25 protein-coding genes are annotated in these 25,347 nt (G+C 66.9%); 16 read left to right on the forward strand and 9 right to left on the reverse strand.

The window, feature by feature from the left end:
• Window positions 1–64 precede the first annotated feature (64 nt).
• Both ACGLYG10_RS00615 and ACGLYG10_RS00620 read right to left on the reverse strand, forming a co-directional pair.
• Window positions 65–1,228, reverse strand: a complete 1,164-nt coding sequence (locus ACGLYG10_RS00615; protein WP_083565249.1) for a FecCD family ABC transporter permease — start codon at window positions 1,226–1,228, stop codon at window positions 65–67.
• A complete protein-coding gene (locus ACGLYG10_RS00620; RefSeq protein WP_083565251.1) occupies window positions 1,225–2,241 on the reverse strand; it encodes a FecCD family ABC transporter permease in 1,017 nt (338 codons plus the stop codon). The genes ACGLYG10_RS00615 and ACGLYG10_RS00620 overlap by 4 nt, the downstream gene beginning before the upstream one ends.
• Before the next feature lie 24 nt (window positions 2,242–2,265).
• Here ACGLYG10_RS00620 and ACGLYG10_RS00625 point away from each other — a divergent pair, with 24 nt between their 5' ends.
• From ACGLYG10_RS00625 to ACGLYG10_RS00675, 11 genes are all read left to right on the forward strand, one after another.
• Window positions 2,266–3,330 carry an ABC transporter substrate-binding protein gene (locus ACGLYG10_RS00625; protein WP_073327072.1) on the forward strand — a complete coding sequence of 355 codons (1,065 nt, stop codon included), beginning with the start codon at window positions 2,266–2,268 and terminating at the stop codon, window positions 3,328–3,330.
• A gap of 39 nt (window positions 3,331–3,369) precedes the next feature.
• Window positions 3,370–4,182, forward strand: coding sequence for an ABC transporter ATP-binding protein (locus ACGLYG10_RS00630; RefSeq protein ID WP_073327074.1), 813 nt, complete (start codon window positions 3,370–3,372; stop codon window positions 4,180–4,182).
• Window positions 4,183–4,342: 160 nt separating this feature from the next.
• On the forward strand, window positions 4,343–5,362 hold the full coding sequence (locus ACGLYG10_RS00635) for a zinc-binding dehydrogenase (RefSeq protein WP_073327768.1): 1,020 nt from the start codon (window positions 4,343–4,345) through the stop codon (window positions 5,360–5,362).
• Window positions 5,363–5,366: 4 nt separating this feature from the next.
• Window positions 5,367–6,020 (forward strand): DapH/DapD/GlmU-related protein, encoded by a 654-nt coding sequence (locus ACGLYG10_RS00640; protein WP_244542517.1) that lies wholly within the window; start codon window positions 5,367–5,369, stop codon window positions 6,018–6,020.
• Between the two features lie 32 nt (window positions 6,021–6,052).
• Window positions 6,053–6,358, forward strand: coding sequence for a nucleotidyltransferase family protein (locus ACGLYG10_RS00645; RefSeq protein WP_073327077.1), 306 nt, complete (start codon window positions 6,053–6,055; stop codon window positions 6,356–6,358).
• Entirely contained in the window at window positions 6,345–6,689 is a 345-nt protein-coding gene (locus ACGLYG10_RS00650) for a HepT-like ribonuclease domain-containing protein (RefSeq protein ID WP_073327078.1), read from the forward strand. The genes ACGLYG10_RS00645 and ACGLYG10_RS00650 overlap by 14 nt, the downstream gene beginning before the upstream one ends.
• Before the next feature lie 414 nt (window positions 6,690–7,103).
• The gene (locus tag ACGLYG10_RS00655; protein ID WP_073327080.1) at window positions 7,104–8,102 is read left to right on the forward strand and encodes a Gfo/Idh/MocA family protein; all 999 of its coding nucleotides are present in this window, start codon (window positions 7,104–7,106) and stop codon (window positions 8,100–8,102) included.
• Window positions 8,103–8,139: 37 nt separating this feature from the next.
• On the forward strand, window positions 8,140–9,075 hold the full coding sequence (locus ACGLYG10_RS00660) for a LacI family DNA-binding transcriptional regulator (RefSeq protein WP_244542518.1): 936 nt from the start codon (window positions 8,140–8,142) through the stop codon (window positions 9,073–9,075).
• The gene (locus tag ACGLYG10_RS00665) at window positions 9,072–9,608 is read left to right on the forward strand and encodes a VOC family protein (protein WP_073327083.1); all 537 of its coding nucleotides are present in this window, start codon (window positions 9,072–9,074) and stop codon (window positions 9,606–9,608) included. The genes ACGLYG10_RS00660 and ACGLYG10_RS00665 overlap by 4 nt, the downstream gene beginning before the upstream one ends.
• 3 nt (window positions 9,609–9,611) lie before the next feature.
• On the forward strand, window positions 9,612–10,499 hold the full coding sequence (locus ACGLYG10_RS00670) for a sugar phosphate isomerase/epimerase family protein (protein WP_073327085.1): 888 nt from the start codon (window positions 9,612–9,614) through the stop codon (window positions 10,497–10,499).
• A complete protein-coding gene (locus ACGLYG10_RS00675; protein ID WP_073327087.1) occupies window positions 10,496–11,479 on the forward strand; it encodes a Gfo/Idh/MocA family protein in 984 nt (327 codons plus the stop codon). The genes ACGLYG10_RS00670 and ACGLYG10_RS00675 overlap by 4 nt, the downstream gene beginning before the upstream one ends.
• A gap of 124 nt (window positions 11,480–11,603) precedes the next feature.
• On the opposite strand, the gene ACGLYG10_RS00680 is transcribed toward ACGLYG10_RS00675, so the two are convergent.
• From ACGLYG10_RS00680 to ACGLYG10_RS00690, 3 genes are read right to left on the reverse strand one after another with little or no spacing between them, the layout of a single operon-like run.
• Window positions 11,604–12,443: a shikimate dehydrogenase family protein gene (locus ACGLYG10_RS00680; protein ID WP_073327088.1), complete on the reverse strand. Its 840-nt coding sequence runs from the start codon at window positions 12,441–12,443 to the stop codon at window positions 11,604–11,606.
• Window positions 12,444–12,472: 29 nt separating this feature from the next.
• A complete protein-coding gene (locus ACGLYG10_RS00685; RefSeq protein ID WP_073327090.1) occupies window positions 12,473–13,048 on the reverse strand; it encodes a P-loop nucleotide/nucleoside kinase family protein in 576 nt (191 codons plus the stop codon).
• Window positions 13,045–13,692, reverse strand: a complete 648-nt coding sequence (locus ACGLYG10_RS00690) for a bifunctional 4-hydroxy-2-oxoglutarate aldolase/2-dehydro-3-deoxy-phosphogluconate aldolase (RefSeq protein WP_073327091.1) — start codon at window positions 13,690–13,692, stop codon at window positions 13,045–13,047. The genes ACGLYG10_RS00685 and ACGLYG10_RS00690 overlap by 4 nt, the downstream gene beginning before the upstream one ends.
• Window positions 13,693–13,866: 174 nt before the next feature.
• On the opposite strand from ACGLYG10_RS00690, the gene ACGLYG10_RS00695 reads away from it, so the two are divergent.
• The 4 genes from ACGLYG10_RS00695 to ACGLYG10_RS16290 all read left to right on the forward strand — a co-directional run bounded on the left by ACGLYG10_RS00695 (window position 13,867) and on the right by ACGLYG10_RS16290 (window position 17,154).
• Entirely contained in the window at window positions 13,867–15,234 is a 1,368-nt protein-coding gene (locus ACGLYG10_RS00695; RefSeq protein WP_073327093.1) for an MFS transporter, read from the forward strand.
• A gap of 224 nt (window positions 15,235–15,458) precedes the next feature.
• Window positions 15,459–16,634 carry an Eco57I restriction-modification methylase domain-containing protein gene (locus ACGLYG10_RS00700; protein WP_170866419.1) on the forward strand — a complete coding sequence of 392 codons (1,176 nt, stop codon included), beginning with the start codon at window positions 15,459–15,461 and terminating at the stop codon, window positions 16,632–16,634.
• Between the two features lie 21 nt (window positions 16,635–16,655).
• Window positions 16,656–17,030 carry a hypothetical protein gene (locus tag ACGLYG10_RS16930; protein WP_211482962.1) on the forward strand — a complete coding sequence of 125 codons (375 nt, stop codon included), beginning with the start codon at window positions 16,656–16,658 and terminating at the stop codon, window positions 17,028–17,030.
• Window positions 16,948–17,154, forward strand: a complete 207-nt coding sequence (locus ACGLYG10_RS16290) for a BsuBI/PstI family type II restriction endonuclease (protein WP_073327097.1) — start codon at window positions 16,948–16,950, stop codon at window positions 17,152–17,154. The genes ACGLYG10_RS16930 and ACGLYG10_RS16290 overlap by 83 nt, the downstream gene beginning before the upstream one ends.
• A 29-nt stretch (window positions 17,155–17,183) precedes the next feature.
• On the opposite strand, the gene ACGLYG10_RS00715 is transcribed toward ACGLYG10_RS16290, so the two are convergent.
• Entirely contained in the window at window positions 17,184–18,365 is a 1,182-nt protein-coding gene (locus tag ACGLYG10_RS00715; protein ID WP_073327099.1) for a sensor histidine kinase, read from the reverse strand.
• Window positions 18,366–18,412: 47 nt separating this feature from the next.
• Here ACGLYG10_RS00715 and ACGLYG10_RS00720 point away from each other — a divergent pair, with 47 nt between their 5' ends.
• Window positions 18,413–19,093, forward strand: coding sequence for a response regulator (locus tag ACGLYG10_RS00720; RefSeq protein WP_244542519.1), 681 nt, complete (start codon window positions 18,413–18,415; stop codon window positions 19,091–19,093).
• 12 nt (window positions 19,094–19,105) lie between these two features.
• On the opposite strand, the gene ACGLYG10_RS00725 is transcribed toward ACGLYG10_RS00720, so the two are convergent.
• The 3 genes from ACGLYG10_RS00725 to ACGLYG10_RS00735 all read right to left on the reverse strand — a co-directional run bounded on the left by ACGLYG10_RS00725 (window position 19,106) and on the right by ACGLYG10_RS00735 (window position 25,245).
• The gene (locus tag ACGLYG10_RS00725; RefSeq protein WP_073327101.1) at window positions 19,106–21,598 is read right to left on the reverse strand and encodes an FtsX-like permease family protein; all 2,493 of its coding nucleotides are present in this window, start codon (window positions 21,596–21,598) and stop codon (window positions 19,106–19,108) included.
• On the reverse strand, window positions 21,598–22,386 hold the full coding sequence (locus ACGLYG10_RS00730) for an ABC transporter ATP-binding protein (RefSeq protein WP_073327102.1): 789 nt from the start codon (window positions 22,384–22,386) through the stop codon (window positions 21,598–21,600). The genes ACGLYG10_RS00725 and ACGLYG10_RS00730 overlap by 1 nt, the downstream gene beginning before the upstream one ends.
• Before the next feature lie 390 nt (window positions 22,387–22,776).
• Window positions 22,777–25,245 (reverse strand): ABC transporter permease, encoded by a 2,469-nt coding sequence (locus tag ACGLYG10_RS00735; protein WP_073327104.1) that lies wholly within the window; start codon window positions 25,243–25,245, stop codon window positions 22,777–22,779.
• Between the last annotated feature and the right edge of the window lie 102 nt (window positions 25,246–25,347).

Consider the following 25,347-nt stretch of genomic DNA (forward strand, 5'->3'; position numbering starts at 1 on the left):
TGAAGAGTCTCCGTATCGACCGACGGCCCTCACGATGCGAACGCGCATGCCGCCGCGGTTCTCCTCACCTGCCACCGATGTCGGTCGCCCCGCGCAGCCCCAACAGCCACATGAGGTACAGCCCGCCGCAGGCGGCCGACAGCAAACCGACCGGGATCTGGAAGGGTGCCAGCAGCCGCTGCGCCAGCAGGTCGGCGACCACCAGCAGCGCGGCGCCCATGGCGGCGGAGACGGACAGCGTCAGCCCCGCCGTCCGGGCCAGTCGCTGCGCCAACTGGGGTGCTGCCAGTGCCAGGAATCCGATGGGGCCGGCCACGGCCACGCACACGGCTGCGAGCACCACCCCGTAGCCGACCATCGCGGCCCGCAGCCGCCCCACGCCCAGCCCGAGGGAGGTGGCGGCGTCGTCGCCCAGCTCCAGGACCGCGGCGGGCCGACCCATCCAGGCGGAAAGTGGAATGAGAAGGGCGGCCCCCACGATCAGCGGCCGCACCTGCGCCCAGGTGATGGCGTTCAGGGACCCGTACTGCCAGGCACGGGCCACCTCGGCCTGTTGGATGGTGGCGCGCGAGAGCAGGTAGTCGTTGAGTGCGGAGAGGGTCTGGGACAGGGCGACGCCCGCCAGCACCAGGTTCTCGCCGGCCCCGCCGCGCCGCATGGCCACCATCACCACTACCGCGGCGGTGGCGAAGCCGCCGACGGTGGTGCCCAGGGCGGTGGTGGCGGTGGAGGAGGTAGCGGACACGAGAATGACCAGCAGGCCGCCCGTGGTGGCGCCGGTGGTGAAGCCGACGATGTCGGGGCTGCCCAGTGGGTTGTGGGACAGGCTCTGGAAGATGGCGCCCGACAGCGCCAGCATGGCCCCGATCAGGGCGGCGGCGACCACGCGGGGCAGCCGCTGCCCCAACACGATGAACCGGTCTAGCTCGCTGCCGCCGCCGGCAAGTACGCGCAGGGCGTCTGCGGCGGACAGCTCATATGCGCCGGTCAGTAGCGTGTATGCGCCGACCGCGGCGGCTACTGCCACCAGCGCCGTCGTCACCGCCAGGGCGCGACGGCGCACCATCAGGCTGCGGCCCGGGCCCGGGCGCAGCAGGAGACGCCCGGCGGGCGGGCCCACGGCATGCGCGGCCCGTGTGTCGGCATCGGGCCCCGCGACGGTGCGCAAGCCCGCGGAACGCGCCGCCTGGCCGCGTGACGCCCCCGCACCGTTGCCCCGCGCCCTCATCCGGCCGTCTCCCCACGTCGCAGCACCATGACCAGCAGCACCGGCCCGCCGATGAAGGCGGTGACCACGCCCGCCTCAAGTTCGTCGGGGCGGATGACCAGTCGGCCGACGATGTCCGCGGCCAGCAGCAGTATCGGCCCGGCCACCAGGGAGGCCGCCAGCAGCCGCCGCTGATCGGCCCCCAGGACCAGTCGCAACACATGGGGCACCACCAGCCCGATGAAGGAGATGGGGCCCACCGCCGCCGTCGAGGCCCCGCACAGCAGTGTGATGGCGGCCAGGGCGAGCATCCGGGCCCGTCCCAGCCGGGCGCCGAGCGCGGCGGCCTGTTCCTCGCCCAGGGTCAGCACATTGAGGGTGTGTCCGGAGGCGAGAGCGAGGGCAAGCCCGACCGCGAGGAATGGGGCCACCCAGGCCAGCAGCGTCGCGTCGCGGCCCTCGAGGGCGCCCACCACCCAGAAGCGGTAGGAGTCGAAGGCGCTGGTGTCGTACATCGTGATGGTGCCGGTGATGGCGTTCAGGCTCGCACCCAGGGCGATGCCGGCCAGCACCAGCCGAGCCGGGCCGGCCTCCCCACTGCGACGGGCCATGAGCTGAACCAGGGCGGCGGCCAGTGCCGCACCGGCGAAGGCGAACCAGAGATAGCCGGACACGGTGGTGATGCCGCCGAGCCAGACGGACAACACCACCGCCAGGGAGGCGCCGGCGTTGACGCCGAGGATGCCGGGCTCGGCCAGCGGGTTGCGGGTCAGGGCCTGCATCACCACTCCGGCCTCGGCCAGGGCGGCTCCGGTGACGACGGCGAGGGCGGTGCGGGGCAGGCGCAGCCGCCACACGATGAGGGAGGCGACCGTGTTGTCGTGGGCGCGCAGCCCTTCCCAGGCCTCGGCGAGGCCGAGCGGCCGGGAGCCGACGGCGAGACTGAGCAGACACAGTGCGACGAGTACGCCGATGCCGCCGCACAGCGCCCCCGCGTCCAGGGCGAGGGGACGGAGGCCACTTGCACGGAACATAGTTCTTTAGGATAGCCTCACCGTATGAGTTCTCTGTTCTCGCGCCGCACCGCCCTGGGCGTGCTCGGCGCCGCCGTCACCGTCCCCGTCCTCGCCGCCTGCTCCGGCTCCACGACCTCCACCGCGACCGGCTCGGCGTCGGCAGACGCCTCCACCGCAGCCGGGGAGGCGGCCAGTACCACCGCGGCGGACGCCACCGTGCCCACCGCGATTCCCGACGGCATGGGCTCCGGCCAGGGCGACGACGTGTTCCCCCGCACCGTCACCCACTTCCTGGGGGACACCACCGTCGAGGCCGCCCCCGAGCGGGTCGTGATCATCTCCACCGGCCAGCTGGACGCCGCCCTGACACTCGGCATCGTCCCGGTCGGCGCCACCTCCGGCGACGGGGCCGGCACCGTCCCCGACTACCTGCCTACCGCCTTCCCCGACGACGCCGACGCCCTGGCGGCGATCACCGACGTGGGCTCGCGCACCGAGCCGAGCGTGGAGGCGATCGCCAATCTCTCTCCCGACCTGATCCTGATGAATATCGCGGGCAAGGACGCCGAGTCCCTGTACGGCTCGCTGAGCGAGATCGCCCCGACCGTCGCCACGCAGGGCACCGGCCAGTACTGGAAGCAGGACTTCCTGCTGCTGGCGGACGCCCTGGGCAAGCCGGAGACGGCCCAGGCGTGGCTGGACTCCTTCCACGCCGATGCCGCCTCCGCCGGTGAGGGCATCGCCGATGACGTGACCGTGTCCCTGCTGCGCAAGAACGGCGACCGCACCCGCATCTTCGGGGCCGTCTCCTTCGCCGGCTCGGTGCTGGCCGACATGGGCGTGGCCCGCCCGGACACCCAGACCTTCACCGACGACACCTCCATCGACATCTCCGAGGAGCAGCTCGACCAGGCCGACGCCGACTGGATCCTGTTCGGCGTGCAGGGCGGGGACGAGACGGAGCTGACCGGCATGTCGCTGTGGCCGACGTTGTCGGCGGTGCAGGCCGACCAGGCCGTGCAGGTGGAGGACGACCCCTTCTACCTCAACGCCGGCCCGACGGCGGCACGCTTCGTCCTGGACACCGTCACCCAGACGGTGAAGTGAGCACCGCTCACGAGCAGTAGCGCGAACGCCGTGCAGACTATGGCCGAGACCGCCCCGGGCCGGAGCGTGCTCCAGGCCCGGGGCGTGTGCCTGTCCTACCACCCCGAGCATCCGGTCATCGACGAACTGACCGTGCGCGTCGAGCCGGGCGCGGTGACCATGATTGTAGGGCCGAACGCCTGCGGGAAGTCCACGCTGCTGCGCGCGCTCAGCCGGGTGCTCGCCCCCACCGCCGGGCAGGTGCTGCTCGATGGGAAGGACGCCGCTGACATCCGCCCGAAGTCCTTCGCCCGGAAGGTCGGGATGCTCGCCCAGTCCTCGGTCGCCCCCACCGGCATCACCGTGCACGAGCTGGTGGCCCGCGGCCGCTATCCCTACCAGTCGCTGCTGCACCAGTGGTCCGAGCAGGACGACGAGGCGGTGACGGCGGCGATGGAGCGCACGCATGTGGCCGACCTGGCCCGCAGGCGGGTCGCCTCCCTGTCGGGAGGGCAGCGGCAGCGGGTGTGGATAGCCATGGCGCTGGCCCAGCGCACCGACGTGCTGCTGCTGGACGAGCCCACCACCTACCTGGATCTGGCCCACCAGGTGGACGTGCTGGAGCTGTGCCGGGAGCTGAACGCCGAGCTGGGCACCACGATCGTGGCGGTCCTGCACGATTTGAACCAGGCGTGCCGCTACGCGGATCGGATCATCGCCATGCGCTCGGGGCGCATTATGGCCAATGGCACCCCGCGGGAGGTGGTCACCCCGCAGCTGGTGCAGGAGGTGTTCGGCCTGGAAGTGCACGTGACCCCGGACCCGCTCACGGGCACCCCACTGGTTCTGCCGCTGCCGCGCAGGAGGCAATAGTCGGCAGGCGCGGCGGCGTGTCGCCAGGCCCTGGCAATACCTGGCGACGGACGCCGGGACGGTTTTAACCTTGTCGGCGAGGAACAACCGATGCGGGTTGTCCGCCCGCATCATCCCGAATCGAGGAGTATTCGTGACCGCCACAACCCTGCCCGACACCATGCGCGCCGTCATCATGCGCGGACCCGGCGACGTCGTCGTCGAGGACGTGGAGGTGCCCCGCGTGGTCAAGCCCACCGACGTCGTCATCAAGCTGGCCGCCGCCTGCATCTGCGGCTCCGACCTGTGGCCCTACCGGGGCCTGGAGCCGGTGGAGAACCGCCCCATGGGGCACGAGTACGTCGGCACCATCGTGGAGGCCGGCGACGAGGTGAAGACCCTCAAGGTCGGCGACTTCGTGATCGGCTCCTTCATGCTCTCGGACGGCACCTGTGAGATCTGCCAGGCCGGCTACCCGTCCCGCTGCGCCAACGCCGGCTCCTACACCGGCTCCCAGGCGCAGTACATGCGCGTGGAGTTGGCCGACGGCTCACTGGTGGCCGTACCCGGCGGGGAGCCCGACGACCCCGACCGCCTGGCCGACTACCTGGCCGCCTCCGACGTGCTGGGCACCGGCTGGTTCGGTGCGGTGGCCGCCGAGGCCGGACCGGGCAAGACCATCGCCGTCGTCGGCGACGGCGCCGTGGGCCTGTCCGCGGTGCTGGCCGCCAAGGCGCTCGGCGCCGAGAAGGTCATCGCCTTCTCCCGCCACGAGGACCGGGCCGCCCTGGCGCGCGAGTTCGGCGCCGACGTCGTCATCGCCGAGCGCGGCGAGGAGGGCGCGGCCAAGGTCAAGGAGCTGACCGGCGGCTACGGCGCCCACGGCGTGGTCGAGGCGGTCGGCAACCAGGTCTCCATGGACCAGGCCATCGCCTCCTGCCGGCCCGGCGGTTACGTCGGCTTCGTCGGCGTGGGCCACGATCAGCAGATCGACGGCACCGGCCTGTTCTTCGCCGAGGTGCACCTGCACGGCGGCCCCGCCCCGGTGCGCCGCTTCCTGCCCGACCTGATCAGGCGCATCCAGGCCGACGAGATCCACCCCGGCAAGGTCTTCACCACCCGCATTCCGCTCGACGACGCCGCCGAGGGCTACAAGGCCATGGACGAGCGCCGCGAGATCAAGGTCCTGCTCGAGGTCTGAGCCGATGGCATCCGCGGCTCAACCGCCGGACGCGGCGCCGTCGTCGGGCATGCAGCCCGGCGGCGGCGCCGTCCTCGGCCCGCAGGATCTTGTGGCCCACACGGCCGCGGGACTGCCGATCACGTCTGACTCGCCGCTGAAGGGCGTTTCCGGCCGGACGATGCAGGAGGCCCTGCGGGTGACGGCCGAGCTCAACGGGGCCTACCACTCCCCCGCCGAGATTCAGGAGCTCTTCGCGCGCCTGACCGGCACGCCGGTGAACCGGACGCTGGGCCTGGTGCCCCCGTTCCACACGGACTTCGGCCGCAACATACGTATCGGCCGCAATGTCTTCATCAACGCCGGCTGCTGCTTCCAGGACCAGGGCGGCATCAGCATCGGCAACCGGGTGCTGATCGGCCATCGCGTGGTGCTGGCGACCCTCAACCATGCCGAGCCCGTGGCCGAGCGCGGCACGCTGCTGCCCGCCCCCATCAGCATCGGCGACGACGTGTGGATCGGGGCGGGCGCCGTCGTCTGCCCGGGGGTGAGTATCGGGACCGGTGCGATCGTGGCCGCCGGGGCGGTGGTCACCCGGGATGTGCCCGCGGGCGTTGTGGTGGGCGGCGTGCCCGCCCGGGTACTGCGCGAGGTGAAAACGGAGTCGGATACGCAATGACGGTTTGTTGGAGTACTTCGTAGACTGGGTGTATGACGATCGCAGAAGTTTCCGACGTTGATCTGAAGCGTCTTGGCGAATTGTGTCAGCGCTTCGGCATCGCGACCCTGGATGTTTTCGGGTCGGTTGCGCGTGGAGAGGCCAGTTCTTCCAGCGACGTCGACCTGCTCTACCAGCTTCAGCCCGGCCGGAGCCTCGGATGGGAGATCGAAGACCTGTCCGACGAACTCGCCACCCTGTTCGGACGGCCGGTGGATCTGGTTTCCCGCCGCTCCCTACACCCACTCATCCGAGAGCAGGTTCTTGCCGACGCGGAGACACTCTATGCCGCGGCCTGACGATCTCTTCCTTCACGAGATGCGGGACGCCGTGTCACGGATACACCAGGTCATCGGACACTTCAGCACCGAGGAGATCACCGCTGATCCGCTGCGGACCGACGCGCTGATGTGGAACTACACGGTACTAGGCGAAGCGGCAAACAAGGTCTCCCGGGGTTTTCGCGAGGCCCATCCAGAGATTGTCTGGCATCGCCCCATCGGTCTGCGCAACCGGATCATCCACGGATACTGGTCGATCGACATTGACGTGCTCGTCACGACCGCGCAGCGCGACCTGCCCGACTTGGCCCAGCGCCTGGACAAGCTCCTCAGCGCCGAGCATCGTTAGCCAGCCAGTCCTTGTCGTACGCGTGCCAGTAACCTAGCGAGCTTAAGCCGGCTCTTCGTGTTTGGGAGTGTGGCGGGCTGAACCCACCGACACCAAGCGCTCAAACACCTTCTTGCTCGAGCGTGCTGAGCGCGCCGCCGCGGCGTGAGCGCCGGGGCCGGAGTCGGAGCGATCCTCGCTGAGGCATGAGGCATTGAGACGCGACGACACCCGTGGAGACTGCTGGTCTTCAACGTGTTGACACTGTTGGAGGAGCATGACTATCCTTAATGCAACCGATCTCAGCAATCGATCTCGAAGAGGAGCGATCGCGGTGTCGGTCGAGCTGTACGACCTTTCCTGCCCGGCCGCCGGTAACCCTCGCAGGTCCATGCGCTGAGCCCGAAGCACCAACCGAAGGCATGGTGATGACATATGGACAAGGCCCGAACCCTTGTTCTGGGAGCCTCCCACTGGCATGTACCCCTGTATGCCGAAAGAATCGCTGTCCGGCATAACGTCATCGGATTGTCCGATCCGGACACCCGGCTGGTCCAAGACCTGACGAATCTGTGGGGAGCGCCCGTCTACACCGACTGGCGCCGGATGATCGATGAGTCGATAGACATCGATCTCGCCTATGTCTTCGTTCCACACTCGCAGATGAAACAGGCCTGCTTGGCTCTCATCGAGCGCGGGGTCGCGATCGTCGTCGAAAAACCCGCAGGCGTCTCTCCGGACGAACTACGCGACATCAAGCACGCCGCCAAGGCCGCCGACGTCCCGATCGCAATTCCCTTGGTCCAGCGGGGAGGTCCCGTCGACCTGTGGCTGTCAAAGGCCGGTCGCTCGGTGTACGAGTCGGTGCAGTTCATCGCCGGTCCTCCTTCGCGCTATGAGGAAGCCAGCCCCTGGATGCTTGACGCCGCCCAGTCCGGTGGCGGCTGCACGGTCAACCTCGCTCCCCACTTCGTAGACCTCTTCCTCCAATCCGCGCAGGCCGAGGAGGCCTCGGTCGTCGCCGCGATGTCATCGGCACTGCACGGCACCGGCGTCGAGGACTACTCCGCGATGACGATCCGCACCCGCGACGGGCGCATCGCGACGATCGAAACGGGATACGCCTTCCCGTCCTCTCCGCTCAAGCGGCACTGTTCCTACGTCCGCATCGGCACGCACGGAACGGCGAGCATCTGGTCCGATGGACGCGCCTCCTTCACCTCGGCAGGCGGGGCAACCGAGACCTCGGAGTTCGACGTCGACTCTGATCCGCTGTACCCCGTGTTCGTCGATAATGTCGCCGAGCGGTTGGATCGTGGATTCGAGGGCCTCCCGACGATTGATGATCTCGAGAAGACCATGTCTCTGATCTGGCTGGCTTATGACTACAGCCGACGAGGAGACAGCAATGACAAGCAGCACCCCGAGCATTGACGATGTCGCAGCAGCAGCCGGTGTTCACCGATCGACCGTGTCACGCACATTCTCGCGTCCGGAAGCCGTCAAGCAGTCCACCCGCGAGCATGTGCTCCGCGTGGCCGAGGAACTGGGGTACAAGATGAGTCCCCTGGCCCAGGCCCTCCGGACGAAGACCAGCACCTTGGTGCCCCTCCTCGTCCCCGACATCACCAACCCGTACTTCGCGGAGCTGGCCAAAGCCATGACGGCTGCCGCTGATGAACGCGGATACCAATTGGTCCTGTGCGTCACCGGCAACGACCCCACGGCAGAGACGCGCTATCTCGAGGCGATGCGATCGATGTACGCCCCCTTCGCGATCATCGCACCCTACTCCCACGAGTACCCCGACGGCGCTCGTATCGCCGGATTCGGACGCCACGGCGTCATAATCGACCGGGGCGAAGGCACGGACGGGGTCTCCACCGTCAGCCTCGACAACGCTCGGGGAATCGCCCTGGCGTTGGAACACCTTTGCGAACTCGGGCATACGGCGATCGCATACGTCTCGGGACTTGCCGGCACTCGCACCGCAGCCGATCGGCGTCAGGCATATCTCACCCTCTCCAAGGAACGCGGCTTGGTGCCCTGCGAGCTGTCCGCGACCCCGGGCGCCGACCTCGGCGAGTCCGTAGCCGACCAGATCCTGGTGATGCAGGAGCGTCCCACCGCCCTTATCGCGGGCAACGACCTCGTCGCATTTCGGCTCATCAGCGCGCTCGGCACGCGTGGGATTCGCGTTCCCGAGGACATCTCCGTCACCGGCTTCGACGGACTACCGCTGGGTGCCTCGTTCAACCCGCCGCTCACATCAGTGCGCCAGCCCATCACGGAGATGGGCGCCACCGCCCTGGCCGTCGCCCAGAGAGTGGCGGAAGGCGCGCCGGTCGAGCATGTAGTACTCGAACCAGATCTGCTCATCCGCTCATCGACAAGGAGGATTTCATGACCGATCGGCTCATGCCCGGTCTGCAGTACGTGGATCACGCCGCCTTCACCGTGCCCAACCTCAATGAAGCCGTGGACTTCTTCGTCGAAGTGCTCGGCGCCGAGGAACTCTACCGCTCGCAGCGCGGCCCGGATGGGGACTACATGTCCGTGAACTTCGACGTCCCCGACGATGCTTCGCTGACCCTTGCCATGCTCCGCCTGCCCCCGAACCTCAATGTCGAACTCTTCGAGTGGCAGGCCGATGGCCAGCGTACCGAGCATCCCCGGCACTGCGACCGGGGCGGCCACCACCTGTGCTTCGTCGTCGATGACGTCGATGCAGCAGTGGCTCATCTGAAGACCATCGAGGGGGTGCGCATCCTCGGCGAGCGCAAGGAGGTTGGAGCCGATAGTCCCCTGGTCGCCGGAAACCGTTGGATTTACTTGGTCACTCCGTGGGGGCTCCTCATGGAACTCGTGGACCGTTCCCGCGTCGCCAATCCCCCGCACTTCGTCGGCCCTGCCGACTGGACCTCCCCGAAGGAGCAATGAACCGTGATTATCGCCGGCCATACCATGGGCACTCCAGACCACGACCTGGCAGGGGCACTGCGCCTCTTCCGTGGCGCCGGCCTGGAGGCCGCCGAAGTGATCTATCAGGACGACTATCCCAGCGGCATACCCACGGCGGATCCGCGCGCCGCAGCCGAGGCCGCCCGCATCGCCGACGGCGAGGGTGTGCCGATTATCGGGCTCACCCCCTACACCACCTCCATCAATAGCCTCGATGACGCCGAATGGAACTCGGGGATCGATGAGTTCCGGGCTTGCATCGACGCCGCGCATATCCTTTCGGCCACGGCAATCCGTGTTTACGCGGGCTCCTGGCATCCCGGGGACACCGAGCACGAGGCGCACTGGGCCAGGCTGCGCGAGGCGCTGGCGGTTCTTGGGCCCGAGGCGCGTGCCGCCGACACCGTGCTCTGCGTGGAGAACCACTTCGGCACGATGACCCAAACCGCCGCCGACACCGCCAAGCTCGTACGTGAGGTCAACGATGCCGGTGCCCGCGTCCTGTACGACCAGGCGAATCTAACCTTCACCCACGACGAGACCTGGCAGGAGGCCTTCACGGTGCAGGGCGATCTCATCGGCCACGTCCACGTAAAAGATCTCGTCTTCAAGGACCCCGATGCCCCCTTCCGCGCCGCAGGAACCGCCCGCGTCGAGGCGGATGAACGGGCCGTGTGCTCGCGCGTGGTCGGTACAGGAGTACTCCCCTGGCCCGAGATCCTCCGCGCGCTGATCGCCACCGGCTATGACGGAGCCCTTTCGCTCGAATACGAGTACCGCTGGCACCCCCAAGACCTGCCCGAACCCGCCGTCGGCTTCGCGCAGTCCGCAATCAATCTCAACAAGATTCTCAAGGAGGCAAACGCATGAGCAACGCCCTTCGCGTAGGCGTCGTCGGCCACGGCAATATCGCCACCATCGCCCAGCTGCCGACGCTCGTCACCCGCGACGACGTCGAGATGGCTGCACTCGTCAGCATTCTCCCCGACCCCGAACCGGTGAAGCGCCGCTGGGGCTTCCAGAACGCCTACCCGACACTTGAGGCAGCGCTCGACGCCCAGGAACTCGACGCGGTCTTCATCCTGACCCCCCGCTCCGAACACCTCGCCATGACCAAGACCGCGCTGGAAGCGGGCGTCGACGTCTTCTGCGAGAAGCCTCTGGCCACAACCGCCGCCGGCGCGCAGATGCTCGCCGAGACCGCCGAGAAGAACGGCCGTATCCTCCAGGTCGGCTTCAACCGCCGCTTCGCCCCGGTATATGCCGCTGCGCACGATTCCTTCGGTGAGACCGGTGCAAGCTTCTGCGTCGCTCAGAAGAACCGCGCGGGATCCGAATACCGTGCCACTTTCGAGAACGCCATTCACATGGTTGACCTCGTCCGCTGGTTCTGCGGCGGTGAGCCCGTCGAGGTCACCGCCTATGCGGCCGGAGAGGACAAGTGGCAGGAGGATGGGATCTCGGCGCTGATCCATTTCGACAACGGGCATACCGGCGTCGTCGTCGGAGCGCGCAACGCGGGTGGCTGGAATGAGAGGCTGGACGCCTACGGGCAGATGACGTCCGCATCTGTGGTCGCCCCCGACTCGGTGACGATCACCCGTCCGGAGGGCACCTCGCTGCGTGAGATGACGCCTGAGAACTTCGGCTGGGCCACGGCCACCGAGACCATGGGATTCGCCGGCGCCGTCCACCACTTCCTCGACCGCGTCCGGGACCGTGGTGTCCCGCTGGTCTCGGGGGCAGAGGCGGTGAAAACCCAGCAGCTGCTCGAACGCATCCTCGAAGTCAGCGGACTGCCGACCGACGAGCAGCCCGGTCGTGTCTGGTCCAGCCACGCCAAGAAGTGACCGGCCAAGAATTGGCCGGGCGGCCCCGTAGCCAACGATGGCTGCGGGGCCGCCTTCGCGAGTAGTGCCGCTCGCGCTGTCCGCGGGTGTCACCGAGCGCCTGCGTGCTGCGGGCACGGTCGAATCAGGAGAAGAGGTGATGCGCTGAGGCGCGCAGTTCCTCGGCGGTCGCGCCGGGGTAGCCGAAGAATTCGAGGTAGGCCGGGATCAACTCGAGCAGCATCGTCGATCCGCCCTGGACTGTGCAGCCGCGCGCGGATGCAGCCCGGAGGAAGGGGGTGTCGTCGGTGCTCAGCACTACGTCGCCGACGAAGGACCCGGGCGCGATTCGATCGACATCGACCGACATCGGGTCGGTGGGCTTCATGCCGAGGGGAGTCGCGTTGATGACGACGTCGTATCCCTCGGGATCGTTCGATCCGATCCGCAGCTCCACATTCGGGTAGTAACTGTGGATGCGCTCGCCAAGGGCCTCGGAGGCCGCGTTGTTCGGATCCGACAGGGCGATCGCGCTGATACCGGCTCCGGCCAACGAGGCCGCAATCGCCGAGCCGACGCCGCCGCTGCCGACGACGAGTGCGCGTTTGCCTTCAGGATTTATACCCTTGCCGCGCATGCCGCGGACGAAGCCCGCGCCGTCGAACTGGTCGGCGATGGTGGTGCCATCGTCGCGCAGGAGGACGGCGTTCGTTGCGCCAGCGATGGCGGCGGTGGCGGTCACCTCGTCGACGAGTTCCATCGTGGAGATCTTGTGGGGCATGGTGACCAGAGCTCCGCGCAGATTCGTCAGCCGCATGACTGCGCGGAAGAACGCGGGGTAGTCATCCGGTTTGATGCCCATTGGCACAACGCAAACGTCATGGCCGTGAGCGTCGAACCAGGGGTTGCAGATCAGGGACGATTTGAAGGTGCGTGTGGGGTAGCCCAGGTGGGCGATGATCGTGGTGTTTCCGCTGAGTGTCATGGTCTCTTCCTTGAGGTTGAACGGGCGGATCAGATGAGGAGGTTGGAGTCGTCGGTGAGTTCGTCGTCCTCGTCGGTGTCCTTGTGGATTTGTCGCAGTTCGACGCCTCTCCAGGCGCAGGTGACGTTGCCGTGCTGTGCCCAGTAGGAGTCCCAATCGGCGAGTTTCGCGGCATCGCGGGCCAGTCCGCGCGCGCGCAGGCGGGCTTTAAGCAGTTCGGGCGCAACGTGGATCTGGATGACTTTGATGCGGGCCTCGGCTGGCCAGCCGAAGCGCCGACGGGCCGAGGCGACGAACTCTGGGTCGGCGAGGAACGGACTGAAGGGGGCATCGAGGACGACCGAGTTGCCCAGGCGCAGGTTCTGGCCGGCGACGTCGAGCAGGGAGTCGTACTCGAGGGGCAGCAGCGTCGTGGTGTAGTAGTCATTCGACTCCCGATCTCCGGCCTCGTAGCCGGCAGCGACCAGTCCCGCTTCCACAAAGCGGCTGCTCATCGCGTCCTTGTCCAGATAGGCGGCGTGCAGGTGGTGGGCGATTCGCCGGGCCCGCAATGACTTACCCGAGCCCGCCGTGCCGATGATGATGTAGACAGTGGGCGTGCTCACCGATCGACCGCCTCGACAGCTGCCATGAAGGTACGGGCCGCGTCGGTGACTCGGGTGAAGTCGCCGTCGTGCTGCCAGGCCTTGGTGACTGCGGAGCCCACGCCGACGGCGAGTACCCCCAGGTCGAACCAGTCCTTAACGTTGTCGGCCGTGACGCCGCCGGCCGGCAGAACGGCGACCTGGCCGAGCGGGGCGAGGAGGGCCTTGGCGAAGGGGATCCCGTTGTTCTCCGTGGGGAAGATCTTGACGACGTCCGCTCCGGCCTCGACCGCGTTGACAACCTCCGTCGGAGTGAAGGCCCCACTGATGGTCGGGATCTGGTAGCGGTTGGCGACTCGGATCATCTCAGGGTTGAGCTGCGGGCTCACGAGGAACGAGGCTCCGTGGGAGATCGCGTCGTACGCGGCGTAACCATCAAGGACCGTTCCGGCTCCGACGACGACTCCATCCGCGCCGTACTGCTCAGACAGGCGGTTGATCAGTCCGATGGCCCCCGGCACGGTCAGGGGGATTTCAAGCGCGTGGAACCCGCCCTTGATGGCGGCGTGGCAGACCCGCTCCGCACTGTCGAGTTCCGGCAGGCGCACGATGAGCACTGCGCCCGAGTCGTGGATCGTGTTGAGGGTAGCGAGCTTCTTGAACATCTTTGTCCTCCGTGGTGGTGATGTGGTTGACAAGATCATGGCACGATGCGTACGCTCATTGCAACCGATCTCAGCAATCGGTCTCATAGCGGCAAGGCGCAATCGCCTTGCGTTCGGGTCGTGCACCGCTGCCCTCTCCGAATGCCGCTGCCCCACATCCACCAGGAGCTCTCAATGTCGACGAACCCACCTGCGGTCGCTGAGCCGACGCCTACCGCTCAGGCATCGGCTCGGCCCCACACCATCAACCTCATTGCCGGAACGGTCGGCCACTTCGTCGAGTGGTACGACTGGTACGTCTACGGGTTGATGGCGGCCATCTTCGCGCCGCACATCTTCCCCAGCGATTCCCGACTCGCCTCCCTCTTGGCCGCCTTCCTGACCTACGCGATCGGCTTCATCATCCGACCGATGTCCGGATTCATCATCTCGCCCCTCGCGGACCGCTTCGGTCGCCGGATCGTCCTGACGCTGTCGGTGTCGGGCATGGCCCTCGGTGCGCTGATCATCGGCCTGACGCCCGGCTATGAGACCATCGGCGTCGCCGCCCCGATCCTGTTCGTCATCGCCCGTGTCATGCAGGGCATTTCCGCCGGTGGCGAGGCCCAGTCGGCGATCTCCTTCATGGTCGAGCATGCTCCGGCCAACCGCCGCGGCCTGTACGGCTCCTTCTCGAACACGGCTTCCGGCCTGGCGACTCTCGCCGCCACCGGCGCGGCCGCCCTGTCGACTGCGGCCTTTTCTCCCGAGGCTCTTGACGCATGGGGCTGGCGCGTTCCCTTCATCTTCGGTGGCATCCTCGGCATCTTCGGGCTTCTTCTGCGTACTCACTCCGACGAGAGCCCTGAATACGAGGCGCAGTCGAAGACCAACAAGAAGTCTTCGAAGGGGCGCGTCGGCTATCTCCTGCGCCACTACCCCAAGCAGCTGCTCCAGACCGCCGCCCTATCGGCTCCCGCCGTCGCCTACTACACCTGGGCGACCTTCCTGCCCACCTACGCGGAACTCACCTCCGGCCGCGATAAGACTTCGACTCTTGCCGGCTCGGTGATTGGCCTGTGCATTCTCGTCATGGTCGTGCCCTTCTGCGGTTGGCTCTCCGATCGCATCGGGCGGCGCCTAATCTTCCCGATCATCGGCACCATCGGCATGGTTCTCCTCTTCTACCCCCTGATGATGGCTCTCAAATATCCCGGATTCGGCGTCTACGTCGCCGTTGCCGCCAGCGGATGGGTCGTCCTGGGTATTTGGCAGGCTGTCTACCCGACGATCCAGGCGGAGCTCTTCCCGGCCTCGCTGCGTGTCTCCGGCATCGGAGTGGCGCACCAGTTCGTCATCGCGACCCTGGGCGGCACCGCGCCGCTCATCGCCACCGCGTTCATCAACGCCGGCCACCCGAATTGGATCCCGATCTACATGAGCGTCATCGTGTTGATCTGCCTGCTGATCTACTTCACGATCCCCGAGACCGGCTCGAAGACGCCGCGCGCCACCGTTGCGATGGATGACCGCGAGGTGGTCGAGGGCGAGAAGAGGGCCTGAACGCTTGCGCTAATCCGTTTGATTCATGATCCCGAACCACCGAGGGGAGCCGAGCCACCACCAGCCCGGCTCCCCTCACCCGTGTCGGTGCAGCAGCAGGCTCATTCAAGGACCCGCTCGACTTGGCCGAGCGTCCGGATGCAGTTCTCCGCACCGACGATTATTAGTCAGCAAGTTCGCGTCACACCGGACCGGTACGCTGGCTGGCATGAATCTTCTGGAGCGTGCCGCGAACCGGCGCCAGGCGGCACTGGGGAGCCTTCTGTGCTGCCGATTCGGGCGTACGCACGTCGTTGGTCAAGAGCGACTTCGTGCAGTGGGCGCTGCACACGGATGAGCACTTCGACCTGGTGATTCAGAATCCGCCATACCACAAGATCCGCTCTCGCTCGACGCTGGATTCCGATCTTCGCAGCGCAGGCATAGCCGTTCCCAATATCTACGCTGGTTTCATGGCGCTTGGCGCACTCCTGCTGGACGCCGGCGGACAGCAGGTCTCCATCACACCGCGCTCGTGGATGAACGGCACCTACTTCAGCCACTTCCGTCGCACTCTGCTGGCATCGTTTGGGATCGACGCCATCCACACCTTCCAGTCACGTTCCGAGGTATTCGGCGACCTGGGAGTACTTCAGGAGACGATCATTGTGTCTGCCATAAACGGTCCACAGCCGGACACGATTCGTCTCTCCTCATCCGTGGATCACCATGACACGCCCGTGACGCGACATGTATCGGCAGCTCAGGTAGTCACGAATGACTTCGTGTTCGTTCCCGCATCCTCACAGGATGCCGAGGCGGTCAAGTGGATGAACTGCGCCAGATACACGCTTGCCGACCTCGGCATGACGGTTTCAACCGGACGCGTGGTGGACTTCCGATCCCGTGAATACTTGGCATACGAGCCGTCCGACGGTGCCGTACCGATGGTGTACCCGGCCAATATCACCCGGCAGCGAGTAGTGCATCCCCGCGATAGCGTGAGGAAACCGCAGTGGTTCCGTGCGACCGAACCGGTGCGCACGAAGTTCCTGGTCCCGGCAGGCACATATGTTCTGGTCAAACGCTTCTCCGCGAAGGAGGAGAAGCGGCGCCTGGTCGCCGCCGTGTGGTCCGACGACGGCAGGCAGCCAGCGTTCGACAACAAGTTGAACTACATCCACTGCGCTGGGCACGGGCTGGACCCCGAGGTTGCTGTCGGCTTAGCGGTCTGGCTGAACTCGAAACCGGTTGACGATTACTTCCGAGTCTTCTCCGGCCATACCCAGGTCAACGCCGGTGATCTGCGGCAGATGCGGTTCCCCAGCCTGGACCAGCTGCGCCGACTCGGCGAGAGCACGCATGATCCTGAAGAGGCCATCCGCAGGGTAATGGGCATGACACGCATGGAGGCCGCATGAGCACCATCCAGGAGGCAGGCAATACTCCGCAACGACGACGCCCCTTCGCGGGCGACCAACTCGTCGAAGAACAACTACCGGCTGAATCCGGAGGCCTTGCTGACGATCCAGCTCTACGGAACCCCCGACTTCGGCCCCGCTATTGAGGAGTACGTCGTTGAGGCGGGCAGTCTCGCCGCCAAGTACCAAGCTGCCCGCGATCTAGCCCGTATCCCCGTGACCACGCCCGAGGGGGATACTTTCACGTTGAAGGCAGGCGGACAGAACGTCCTCATCAAGGCGATGGTCATGGAGGAGCTCAACCCACGGGCCCGTGGACCACATTCGCTACAGCGAGCTGTCCAGCCTGTTTTCACGATCAACCGCCGACCTCGTATATGTGTCCTGCTTCCCTGATCGCTCGGTCATACGCAGATTCCTCCCCGACCTGGCCTGGGAGACGGAGGTCTGGCTGGCGTCAGAGCCCACACACATGATCCACCTGAACGGGGAGAAGTTCTTGGGGCCGTACCACCATTGATGTGGGCGATCTCATCAGCTGTCCCCCTGTCACCCAGTGGCTGTAGCTCGAACAGGGACGCTGAAGGTCACCGTCCACCGTGCCTTGCCCCGGTTTACGACAAACTCACCGCCGAGGGTCTCCACGCGACGCCGCGCGTCTGCCAGTCCCAGGCCGGAGGACAATGCGCCGTCCGAATTCTGCGTCGCATCGACCGCGTTGGTGACCATGCAGTCGAAAACACCGTCATCGATATCTATCGCTACTCTGGCCAATCCATCGGCGGCTGTGTGCTTGGCGGCGTTGTCAACGAGTTCGCCGACGACTCGTAGCACCTGCTGGTGCGTGCCTGGGGTGAAGAGCTCTTCGGCTAGCAGTTGCACGCCGTCGACCTCCAGCGAGGCCCCGCGATCGGCGAGCGCACGACGCGCATCCGCTAAGGTCTGATCAATCGGCCGCGGCGGCCTCAAGGTCATACGAAATAGGTCAGCGTCGCCGTCGTCTGTGGTCACGCTCTGTAGGCCGCGTCGCAACTGCGCTACCGCAGCGCGCACCGGCTCGATGATTGAGTCGAGTTCCCGGCTCAGTTGCTCGTCACCGGCGTGGGCGATCTTTAGCTGCTCGCCCGCCATCACCGCGTAGGTGAGGTCGCGCGCAACCGTGTCATGCAGTTCCGAGGCCACGAGCCTGCGCTGTCGAAGCCGGGCCTCACGCCTGCGCCGGGCGTCACGGCGAGCCTGATCACGCTGCTGACGGAGCATCTCCCCCAGCACCAGGCTGGGAACGCCCATGGTGACCGGCCACACGAACGCAGCCCACAAGGGCTCGTAGACAGCGGGCAGTAACAACACCGGCAGCGTGATGATGCAGGCAAGCGAGTAAACCGTCCACCGGGGAAGGCCACGTGCGAGCAGCATAGCGACCACACCCCACGCGGCCGTGGAGGCCAAGAGCCCCGTATCCTGCGGGACAGATTCTGCAACCCAGGTAACCACTATGCTCATTGCGGTACCGACCACCGGAGCGACCGAGGTCAGAGGCAGGGCAAGGGCGGCCAGCGCAGTTAGGCTGATCGCCACCGGTTCTCTCGGGAGTGACGTGAAGAAGAACGCGAAGGTGAAAAAGAAACCCGCCATGCCCACGTGTAGCAGGTGAGTGCGCAGCGTGGGATGCCATGCGCCGGGCTCGTCATGGCCGGCAACAGGAGAGGATCGAGGGAGGAAGTGCAGCATGGTGAGGAACGTTCAGCGAGGACGATTTCCGACCTAAGCTTAGCGGCGTGCCAACCTCTGATATCCATTCCGGTGAGAAGGCCGACGTCGAACCGATTCGGGTAGTCGTGGTCGACGACGAAGTCTACGTACTGCGTGCCCTGCAGGCCTACCTCAGCAAGTCCCCGCGGATACAGGTCCTCGGTGCCTTCGCCTCCGCAGCCGACGCGCTTCTCTTTCTACGGGGAACCCATGCCGACGTCGTCCTCACCGATGTGGCCATGCCCGGATTGGACGGCCTGGAGCTGTTGTCGCGATTGAAACAGGAGTCTCCGAGCACGGCCGTCGTGGTGCTCACCGGTCTGGACGACGACACGGTCATGATGGATGCACTCGGCCGACACGCGAACGGATTCCTCCTCAAGAGCGCCGAACCGGATGACGTGGTCCGCGCCGTCTTCGCCGCTTACGACGGCGGGACTCCTCTGTCGCCGGATGCGGCATCCAAATTGGTCGCCAAACACCTGCGCCCGGTGATGCCGGACCGAGCGCCCGGCATCACCGCGGCCGAGCAGGAAGTGCTCACCCTGTTGTGCGATGGCATGTCCAACGCGGAAATCGCGGACACGCTGGCTGTCGCGGAGAGCACCGTGAAGCGACACGTGTCCAGCCTGATGCATAAGTACGGGGTGAGCTCCCGGCTCCGCCTCGTCATCGCCGCCAATAAGGCCGGCAGCCTGCCCCCGTGACATACTCGGGGCTCACTCCTGAGCAATCGCGGTCACGGGGGCTACCGATGCGGCACGGCTGCTGGGGCGCAGGGCAGCAAGCACGCCTACGGCTGCAGCCGCCAGCAGGATCGCCACCAGTGCGAGCCAAGGCACCCTCAGCACGAGCCCTGACCCGGTGCCGGCTCCCATGGCCGCGGCAACGCCCGCCAGGCCCATGACCGTCCCTAGGACGACTCCGATCAAGCCGCCCAGCAGCGAGGTCAGTACCGACTCGGTGATGAAAAGTCCCCCTACCTGACGTCGTTGCACGCCAGTTGCGCGCAGTACACCGATCTCTCGGACCCGTTCCAGCACGCTCACATCAGTGGTGTTGGCCATGCCAGACAGGGCGATCAGGAGTGTGAAGACCAGCACTACGGCGATAACCGCGATGATCCAATTGAGGTAATTGGTAAACGTGGCGCGGCCTGCTGCCGCGGTCGTGATGTAGTAGCCCTCTCCCTGTAGGAGTTGATGCACCTGCGAACCTGCCGCAGCGTTACTGCCGTCTCCGACGGTGCGCACCCACAGGGATGTCATTGTGGGATTGTCCCCGACCAGTTTCTTTGCGACCGCTGGCGTAATGACCGGCCCGAAGCCGCCCTCCTCCACGTGCACGTTCAACTCGGCACTGCCCGCAGGTCCTGTGAGCATTACGGGCGTCCCTTCGGAAAGGTCGTAGATTCCTCCAACGATCAGTGTGTTGTCATCAAGCCCCTCCAACCCCGTATGAGAACGAATGACCGGAGTGACTTCAGCTACATCCACTGCGGATACGGTGATCTCGTTGTCCGCCGTCGTTCCCGGAGAAATTCCCACATCGAAGGTCGGCACCAGGACCGTCCGGTCAACGCCATCCACGTTCTCTACCCGGGCGGCCAGTGCAGACGTATCAGCATCGGCGGGAATACCGCCGACCCGGATGTCTATGGGACTGCCGCTACTGATATATCCATCCATTGATGCCCGTACGCTGGCAATGCCGGTGACCAGAGTGGAGGCCACTGCCACGGAGACCAGCAGCGAGGCGGTGGTAGCGGCGGCGCGCCCCGGATTGCGGGCCAGATTGCGGGTGGCGAGCTGCAGCACCGGCCGACGCGCACCGCCAGCGAGTCGCTCCGTGGCACGGCAGGCGCCGATAACCAGCAGCGGCAGTCCTACTAGCACACCCAGTACCAGAATCACTGCACCCGCCGCCGTGTACTCGATGACCCGCATCTGAATGCTCAATCCGGTAATGACCAAACCGATCACGACTACCACCAGCCCCGCGATCGCACTGATCACGCGCCAACGGCTGAGCGAGCGATCATCGGCCACCTGCCCGGTCAGGGCCACCAGCGGCGAGACCCGGGTGGCGCGACGGGCCGGACGCAGCACCGCCACCAGCGTTACCACGGTGCCGATGAGTACCCCCAGTAGGAGCGAACGCCAAGAAACCGTGAAGTACTGCCGCTCCAAACCATCAATCAATCCTGCGCGTGACACCAACGCGGCCAATCCCACGCCGAGCCCGGCGCCCAGAACCGAGCCCACCAACCCGGTGATAAGCCCGGTACGGAGCACCGATCCGAGCACCTGACGGCGGGTCGCGCCGATGCATCGCAGCAGACCGGTCTGGCGCGCCTGCCGGGCAACCATCGTACTGAACGTCGTGGCGATCACGATCCCCGCAACCACGGCGCATACCGGCCCCAGCAGCTGGAACAGTGTCATCGTGAGCGAATCCACCGCACTCTGCTCGGAAGTCCGCATGACTGCGATATCAGAAGCGGTGTAAACACTCGCGCCCGGCTGAGAAATCTGGGCAGCCTGCTCGACCGAATTCATGAGCGCCTCGGTGCTCGTGCCTGCCGCACCGGTCACGTAAAGGACCACAGGCGTATCCGGGACTCCGAGCAGCGTACGTTCTTCCGCGGTCGCGAAGACATACTCGCTAGCGGCACCGTGTCGGGTTATCTCAGCACCAGGCTCAATTATGCCCACAACCGTTGCAGTCGAGCTTGTTTCGGTGTCTGTGGCCGCTTTTTTGAAGGAGACGGTACTTCCAACTTCAAGGTCCTGGACCTGCGCGGCGGCCGGGGAGAGGGCGACCTCTCCCTCCTTGTCTGGCAGGCGGCCCGCCGTCAAGCGTATGCCGCCGCCTATCTCGGGCACCTCCAGCACGAAGACATGTGACACGTACGCGGAACCGGCCGGGTGATCAATCCACGTCGAACCTTCGATGTAGGGACGCACGCTGGCCACGCCGTCGGCGGCAGCGACGTCCTGGACTGCCTGTTGGGGCAGGGTCCCGTCCGTGGCGTCATCGTGACTGTCGGCGATGACGACCACATCGGCGTCGCCGACAGAGGCGCGAGCTGCCGCCGTCATCTGCGCGGTTGAGGAATCGGAGATGATGAGGCTTACAACGATGAGCGCCGCGCTCATGGCGACCGCCACCAGGGCGGCCACGGTACGGCGCAAGTCGAGCATGGCGGGCATCAGCGCACCCCCTGCATGGCGGCCGCCGGGGCGGCGTGCTGGCCGGCGGGGCGGGCGACCGCGTCGTCGCCGACGATCCGCCCGTCCCGCAGCCGGACGATCCGGTTGGTGGCCCCGGCCGCGTTCTGATCATGGGTGACCATGACCACCGTCTGTCCCAGGGCCTCGCACATGCGTGCCAGCGTCTCCAGCAGGGAGGCGGCCGAGGCACTGTCCAGGGCGCCGGTGGGCTCGTCGGCGAAGATGACTTCCGGCCGCCCCACCAGAGCGCGGGCCACCGCCACGCGCTGCTGCTGGCCGCCGGACAGCTCGCTGGGCCGGTGCTCCAGCCGGTCGCCGATCCCCAGGGAGTCGATGACGGCGTTGTACCAGTCCCGCTCGGGCTTGCGGTGAGCGAGCCGCAGCGGCAGCAGGATGTTTTCCTCCGCGGTCAGTTGCGGCAGCAGGTTGAAGGCCTGGAAGACGAAGCCGAGCTGGTCGCGGCGCACCGCCGTCAGCTGCCGGTCGTTCATTCGAGCCAGGTCCTTCCCGGCGATGAACACGCTGCCGGAGTTCGGGGTGTCCAGGCCGGCCAGGCAGTGCAGCAGGGTGGACTTGCCCGAACCGGACGGCCCCATGACGGCGACGAACTGGCCCCGGCTGACGGCCAGGGAGACCTGGTCCAGAGCGGTGACCTGCGCGCCGCCGGTGCCGTAGATCTTGGTGAGCATCCTGGCCTCAACCACCCGCGGCGCGGCGGGGTCGGCACCGGACAGGCCCAGGTATGTGGATTCGGTGGGGACGGACATCGGGGGGTTCCTCCGTAACGGATTGCTTTGGCTGACGTGATCAACGCTAGAATCCCAAGAATCCGTTGGAAATCCGCTGAAAGTCGGAACTTTTGACTGCCCGCGGACGAAAGTTCCAGCCCCGTCTACTACCTCCGCACCACCCCCGTCTCACCCTCCAGGACGAGACCACGGTCACACCGACTCGGGGTAATCCCTGACTTCGGCATACTCTGTACGAGCCGCGGCCCGCAGTAGGGACTAAAACGAGTGGGCCACCCAGAATGATGCTCCGGAACCGGCATAAGCGAGTCTTCCACGTCGAGTCGGCGCTGACCGAAACAACGTGACTGCGCCACCCGCTCGGTGCGGGTGGCGCAGTCAAATGCATTGGCGAGGCCGGGCCGAGCGCTACTCCTGCGCCAGCGCGCTCACGGGGGCGACGGCGGCGGCGCGGCCGGCGGGACGCAGCGCCGCGAGCACGCCGATGGCCGCGGCGGCCAGCAGAATCCCGACCAGTCCCGCCCAGGGCACCTGCAACACCAGACTGTCTACGGCGTCGAGCCCGAACACGGCAACCACGGCCGCCATGCCGCACACCGTTCCCACAGCCGCCCCGAGCAGCCCGCCCAGCAGGGAGGTGAGCACCGCCTCGGTGATGAACAGTCGCCGCACCTGGCCGCGCTGCACCCCGGTGGCGCGCAGCACCCCGATCTCCCGGAAGCGCTCCAGCACGCTCACGTCGGTGGTGTTGGCCAGCCCGGACAGGGTGATCAGCAGGGTGAAGGCCAGCACCGCCACAATGATGGTGACAATGCGGTTGACCTCGTTGTTGAAGCTCACGCGCTCGGTGGCGGAGGTGCTGACCACCAGGTCGGGGCGCTGAAGCACGTCGCGCACCGAGTCGACCACGCTCGTGTCGGTGCCGTCCCCGGTGGTGCGCACCCACAGGGACAACGCCGTCGGTTCCTGTCCCGCCAGCTCCTCGGCGACCGCCGGGGTCACTACCGGCCCGAGGCCGGCCTCGGCCACGTGCACGGTCAACTCCGCGCTCCCATGGGAGCCGGTGAGGGTGACGGCCGTGCCCTCGGCCAGACCGTAGTCGTTGGCCAGGACAAGGGTGTGGTCGTCCAGCCCCTCCAGGCCCTTGTCGGAACGCACCACCGGGGCGGCCGCGGCCGGGTCCACCGCGGACACGGTGATCTCGTCGGCCTCGTAGGCGCTCGGGGTGATGCCCACGTCCAGTAGCGGGACCACCGCCGCCTGTTCCACGCCGTCGGCACTCTTGGCCCGGGCGGCCAGCGCCGCAGCCTCGTCGGCGGCGACGATCCCGTCCACCCGGATGTCGACCGGCGCGCTGGCGCCGAGCAGGGCGCTCATGGAGGCGTTGACGCTGGCAATGCCGGACAGGAGTGTGGCTCCGACCGTGACCGTGACCAGCAGGGAGGCGGTGGTAGCGGCGGCGCGCCCCGGGTTGCGGGCCAGATTGCGGGCGGCCAACTGCAGCACGGGCCGACGGGCACCGCCACCGAGCCACTCCACCAGTCGGGCACCGCCGACGACGAGCAGCGGCAGCCCCGCCAGCACGCCCAGCACCAGGAGCACCGCGCCCACGGCCGTGTAGACAACCACCTGCGCCCACATACTCAGCCAGGTGATGCCCAGACCGATCAGGGCCACCACCACCCCGGCCGCGGCGGTCCGCATCCGACGACGGCTGAGCGAGCGCTCGTCGGCCACCTGCCCGGTCAGGGCCACCAGCGGGGATACGCGGGTCGCCTGCCGGGCCGGGCGCACCACCGCCACCAGCGTCACCGCGGTGCTGAGCACCACCGCCAGCACTATCGTCTGCCGGTTGACGGTGAGATAGCGCGCTTCCAGGCCGTCCACCAGCCCGGAGCGGGTCAACAGGGCGGCCAGCTCCACGCCCAGGATAGTGCCCACCACCGAGCCCGCCAGGCCGGTGGCCAGGGCGCTGCGCAGCACCGAACCGAACACCTGGGCACGGCCCGCGCCGATACAGCGCAGCAGCCCGGTCTGCCGGGCCTGCCGCGCCACCAGGGTGGAGAAGGTCGTGGCAATCACGATCCCGGCCACCACCGCGCACACCGGGCCGAGCAGCTGCAACAGCATCTGCGTGGTGGAGTTCATGTCACCCATGTTTGACGCGCGCATCATCACGATGTCTGAGGCGGAGTAGACGCTCGCGTCCAGGCCGACCGCGTCGAGGGCCTGTGAGACGGAGTCCATGAGGTCCTGCGTGCTCGTACCCGAGGTGGCACTCGCGTAAAGGGCCGCCGGGGCCGTCGACAGCCCCAGGGCGGCGCGTTCGTCGGCGGTGGCGAAGATGTACTGCTCAGCGGTGCTCCAACGGGTGATCTCCGGGCCGGGGGCGATCACACCCACCACGGCCGCGGTGGTGGGGGCGGCAACCGGGTCTTCCTTGAGCGCCATGGCACTGCCAACCGCGACGTCCTGCTCAGCGACCGAGGGCGAGACCGCAATTTCTCCCTCCTTCTGCGGCAGGCGCCCCTCGACCAGGCGGGTGCCGCCGGACGGTGACGGCACGTCCAGCACGTAGGTGAACTCGGTGCCGCCGCCGCTGCCCATGCGGTCGATCCAGATGGTTCCCTCCGTGTAGCTGCGCACGCCGGCCACGCCGGAGGCCGCCGACACGGTGCCGGCGGCCTCCTCGGACAGTTCCCCGCCCCACTCGGGCAGGATGACGACGTCGGCGTCCCCCACGCTGGCGCGGGCGGCGGCGGTCATCTGGGTGGCAGCGGTGTCGGAGATGATGAAGCTGAAGACGATCAGGGCCGCACTCATGGCCACCGCCACCAGGGCGGCCAGGGTGCGGCGCAGGTCGAGCATGGCGGGCATGGGTGGGGCTCCTTCGCTTGGGTTCCGACCGCATCCGGACGGCTGAGACTCACGCTACGAACCACCCGCAAGACCCGAAACCTCACTTCGACGGATCTTTTC

Source organism: Actinomyces glycerinitolerans (assembly GCF_900098745.1).
In the GTDB taxonomy this organism is placed as follows: Bacteria; Actinomycetota; Actinomycetes; order Actinomycetales; family Actinomycetaceae; genus Actinomyces; species Actinomyces glycerinitolerans.

What these genes read in the sequence shown, in the direction of transcription:
- ACGLYG10_RS00615 (WP_083565249.1), bottom strand. Translation starts at nt 1,228, where the DNA reads ATGAGGGCGCGGGGCAACGGTGCGGGGGCGTCACGCGGCCAGGCGGCG.
- ACGLYG10_RS00620 (WP_083565251.1), bottom strand. Translation starts at nt 2,241, where the DNA reads ATGTTCCGTGCAAGTGGCCTCCGTCCCCTCGCCCTGGACGCGGGGGCG.
- ACGLYG10_RS00625 (WP_073327072.1), top strand. Translation starts at nt 2,266, where the DNA reads ATGAGTTCTCTGTTCTCGCGCCGCACCGCCCTGGGCGTGCTCGGCGCC.
- ACGLYG10_RS00630 (WP_073327074.1), top strand. Translation starts at nt 3,370, where the DNA reads ATGGCCGAGACCGCCCCGGGCCGGAGCGTGCTCCAGGCCCGGGGCGTG.
- ACGLYG10_RS00635 (WP_073327768.1), top strand. Translation starts at nt 4,343, where the DNA reads ATGCGCGCCGTCATCATGCGCGGACCCGGCGACGTCGTCGTCGAGGAC.
- ACGLYG10_RS00640 (WP_244542517.1), top strand. Translation starts at nt 5,367, where the DNA reads ATGGCATCCGCGGCTCAACCGCCGGACGCGGCGCCGTCGTCGGGCATG.
- ACGLYG10_RS00645 (WP_073327077.1), top strand. Translation starts at nt 6,053, where the DNA reads ATGACGATCGCAGAAGTTTCCGACGTTGATCTGAAGCGTCTTGGCGAA.
- ACGLYG10_RS00650 (WP_073327078.1), top strand. Translation starts at nt 6,345, where the DNA reads ATGCCGCGGCCTGACGATCTCTTCCTTCACGAGATGCGGGACGCCGTG.
- ACGLYG10_RS00655 (WP_073327080.1), top strand. Translation starts at nt 7,104, where the DNA reads ATGGACAAGGCCCGAACCCTTGTTCTGGGAGCCTCCCACTGGCATGTA.
- ACGLYG10_RS00665 (WP_073327083.1), top strand. Translation starts at nt 9,072, where the DNA reads ATGACCGATCGGCTCATGCCCGGTCTGCAGTACGTGGATCACGCCGCC.
- ACGLYG10_RS00675 (WP_073327087.1), top strand. Translation starts at nt 10,496, where the DNA reads ATGAGCAACGCCCTTCGCGTAGGCGTCGTCGGCCACGGCAATATCGCC.
- ACGLYG10_RS00680 (WP_073327088.1), bottom strand. Translation starts at nt 12,443, where the DNA reads ATGACACTCAGCGGAAACACCACGATCATCGCCCACCTGGGCTACCCC.
- ACGLYG10_RS00690 (WP_073327091.1), bottom strand. Translation starts at nt 13,692, where the DNA reads ATGTTCAAGAAGCTCGCTACCCTCAACACGATCCACGACTCGGGCGCA.
- ACGLYG10_RS00695 (WP_073327093.1), top strand. Translation starts at nt 13,867, where the DNA reads ATGTCGACGAACCCACCTGCGGTCGCTGAGCCGACGCCTACCGCTCAG.
- ACGLYG10_RS00715 (WP_073327099.1), bottom strand. Translation starts at nt 18,365, where the DNA reads ATGCTGCACTTCCTCCCTCGATCCTCTCCTGTTGCCGGCCATGACGAG.
- ACGLYG10_RS00725 (WP_073327101.1), bottom strand. Translation starts at nt 21,598, where the DNA reads ATGCCCGCCATGCTCGACTTGCGCCGTACCGTGGCCGCCCTGGTGGCG.
- ACGLYG10_RS00730 (WP_073327102.1), bottom strand. Translation starts at nt 22,386, where the DNA reads ATGTCCGTCCCCACCGAATCCACATACCTGGGCCTGTCCGGTGCCGAC.
- ACGLYG10_RS00735 (WP_073327104.1), bottom strand. Translation starts at nt 25,245, where the DNA reads ATGCCCGCCATGCTCGACCTGCGCCGCACCCTGGCCGCCCTGGTGGCG.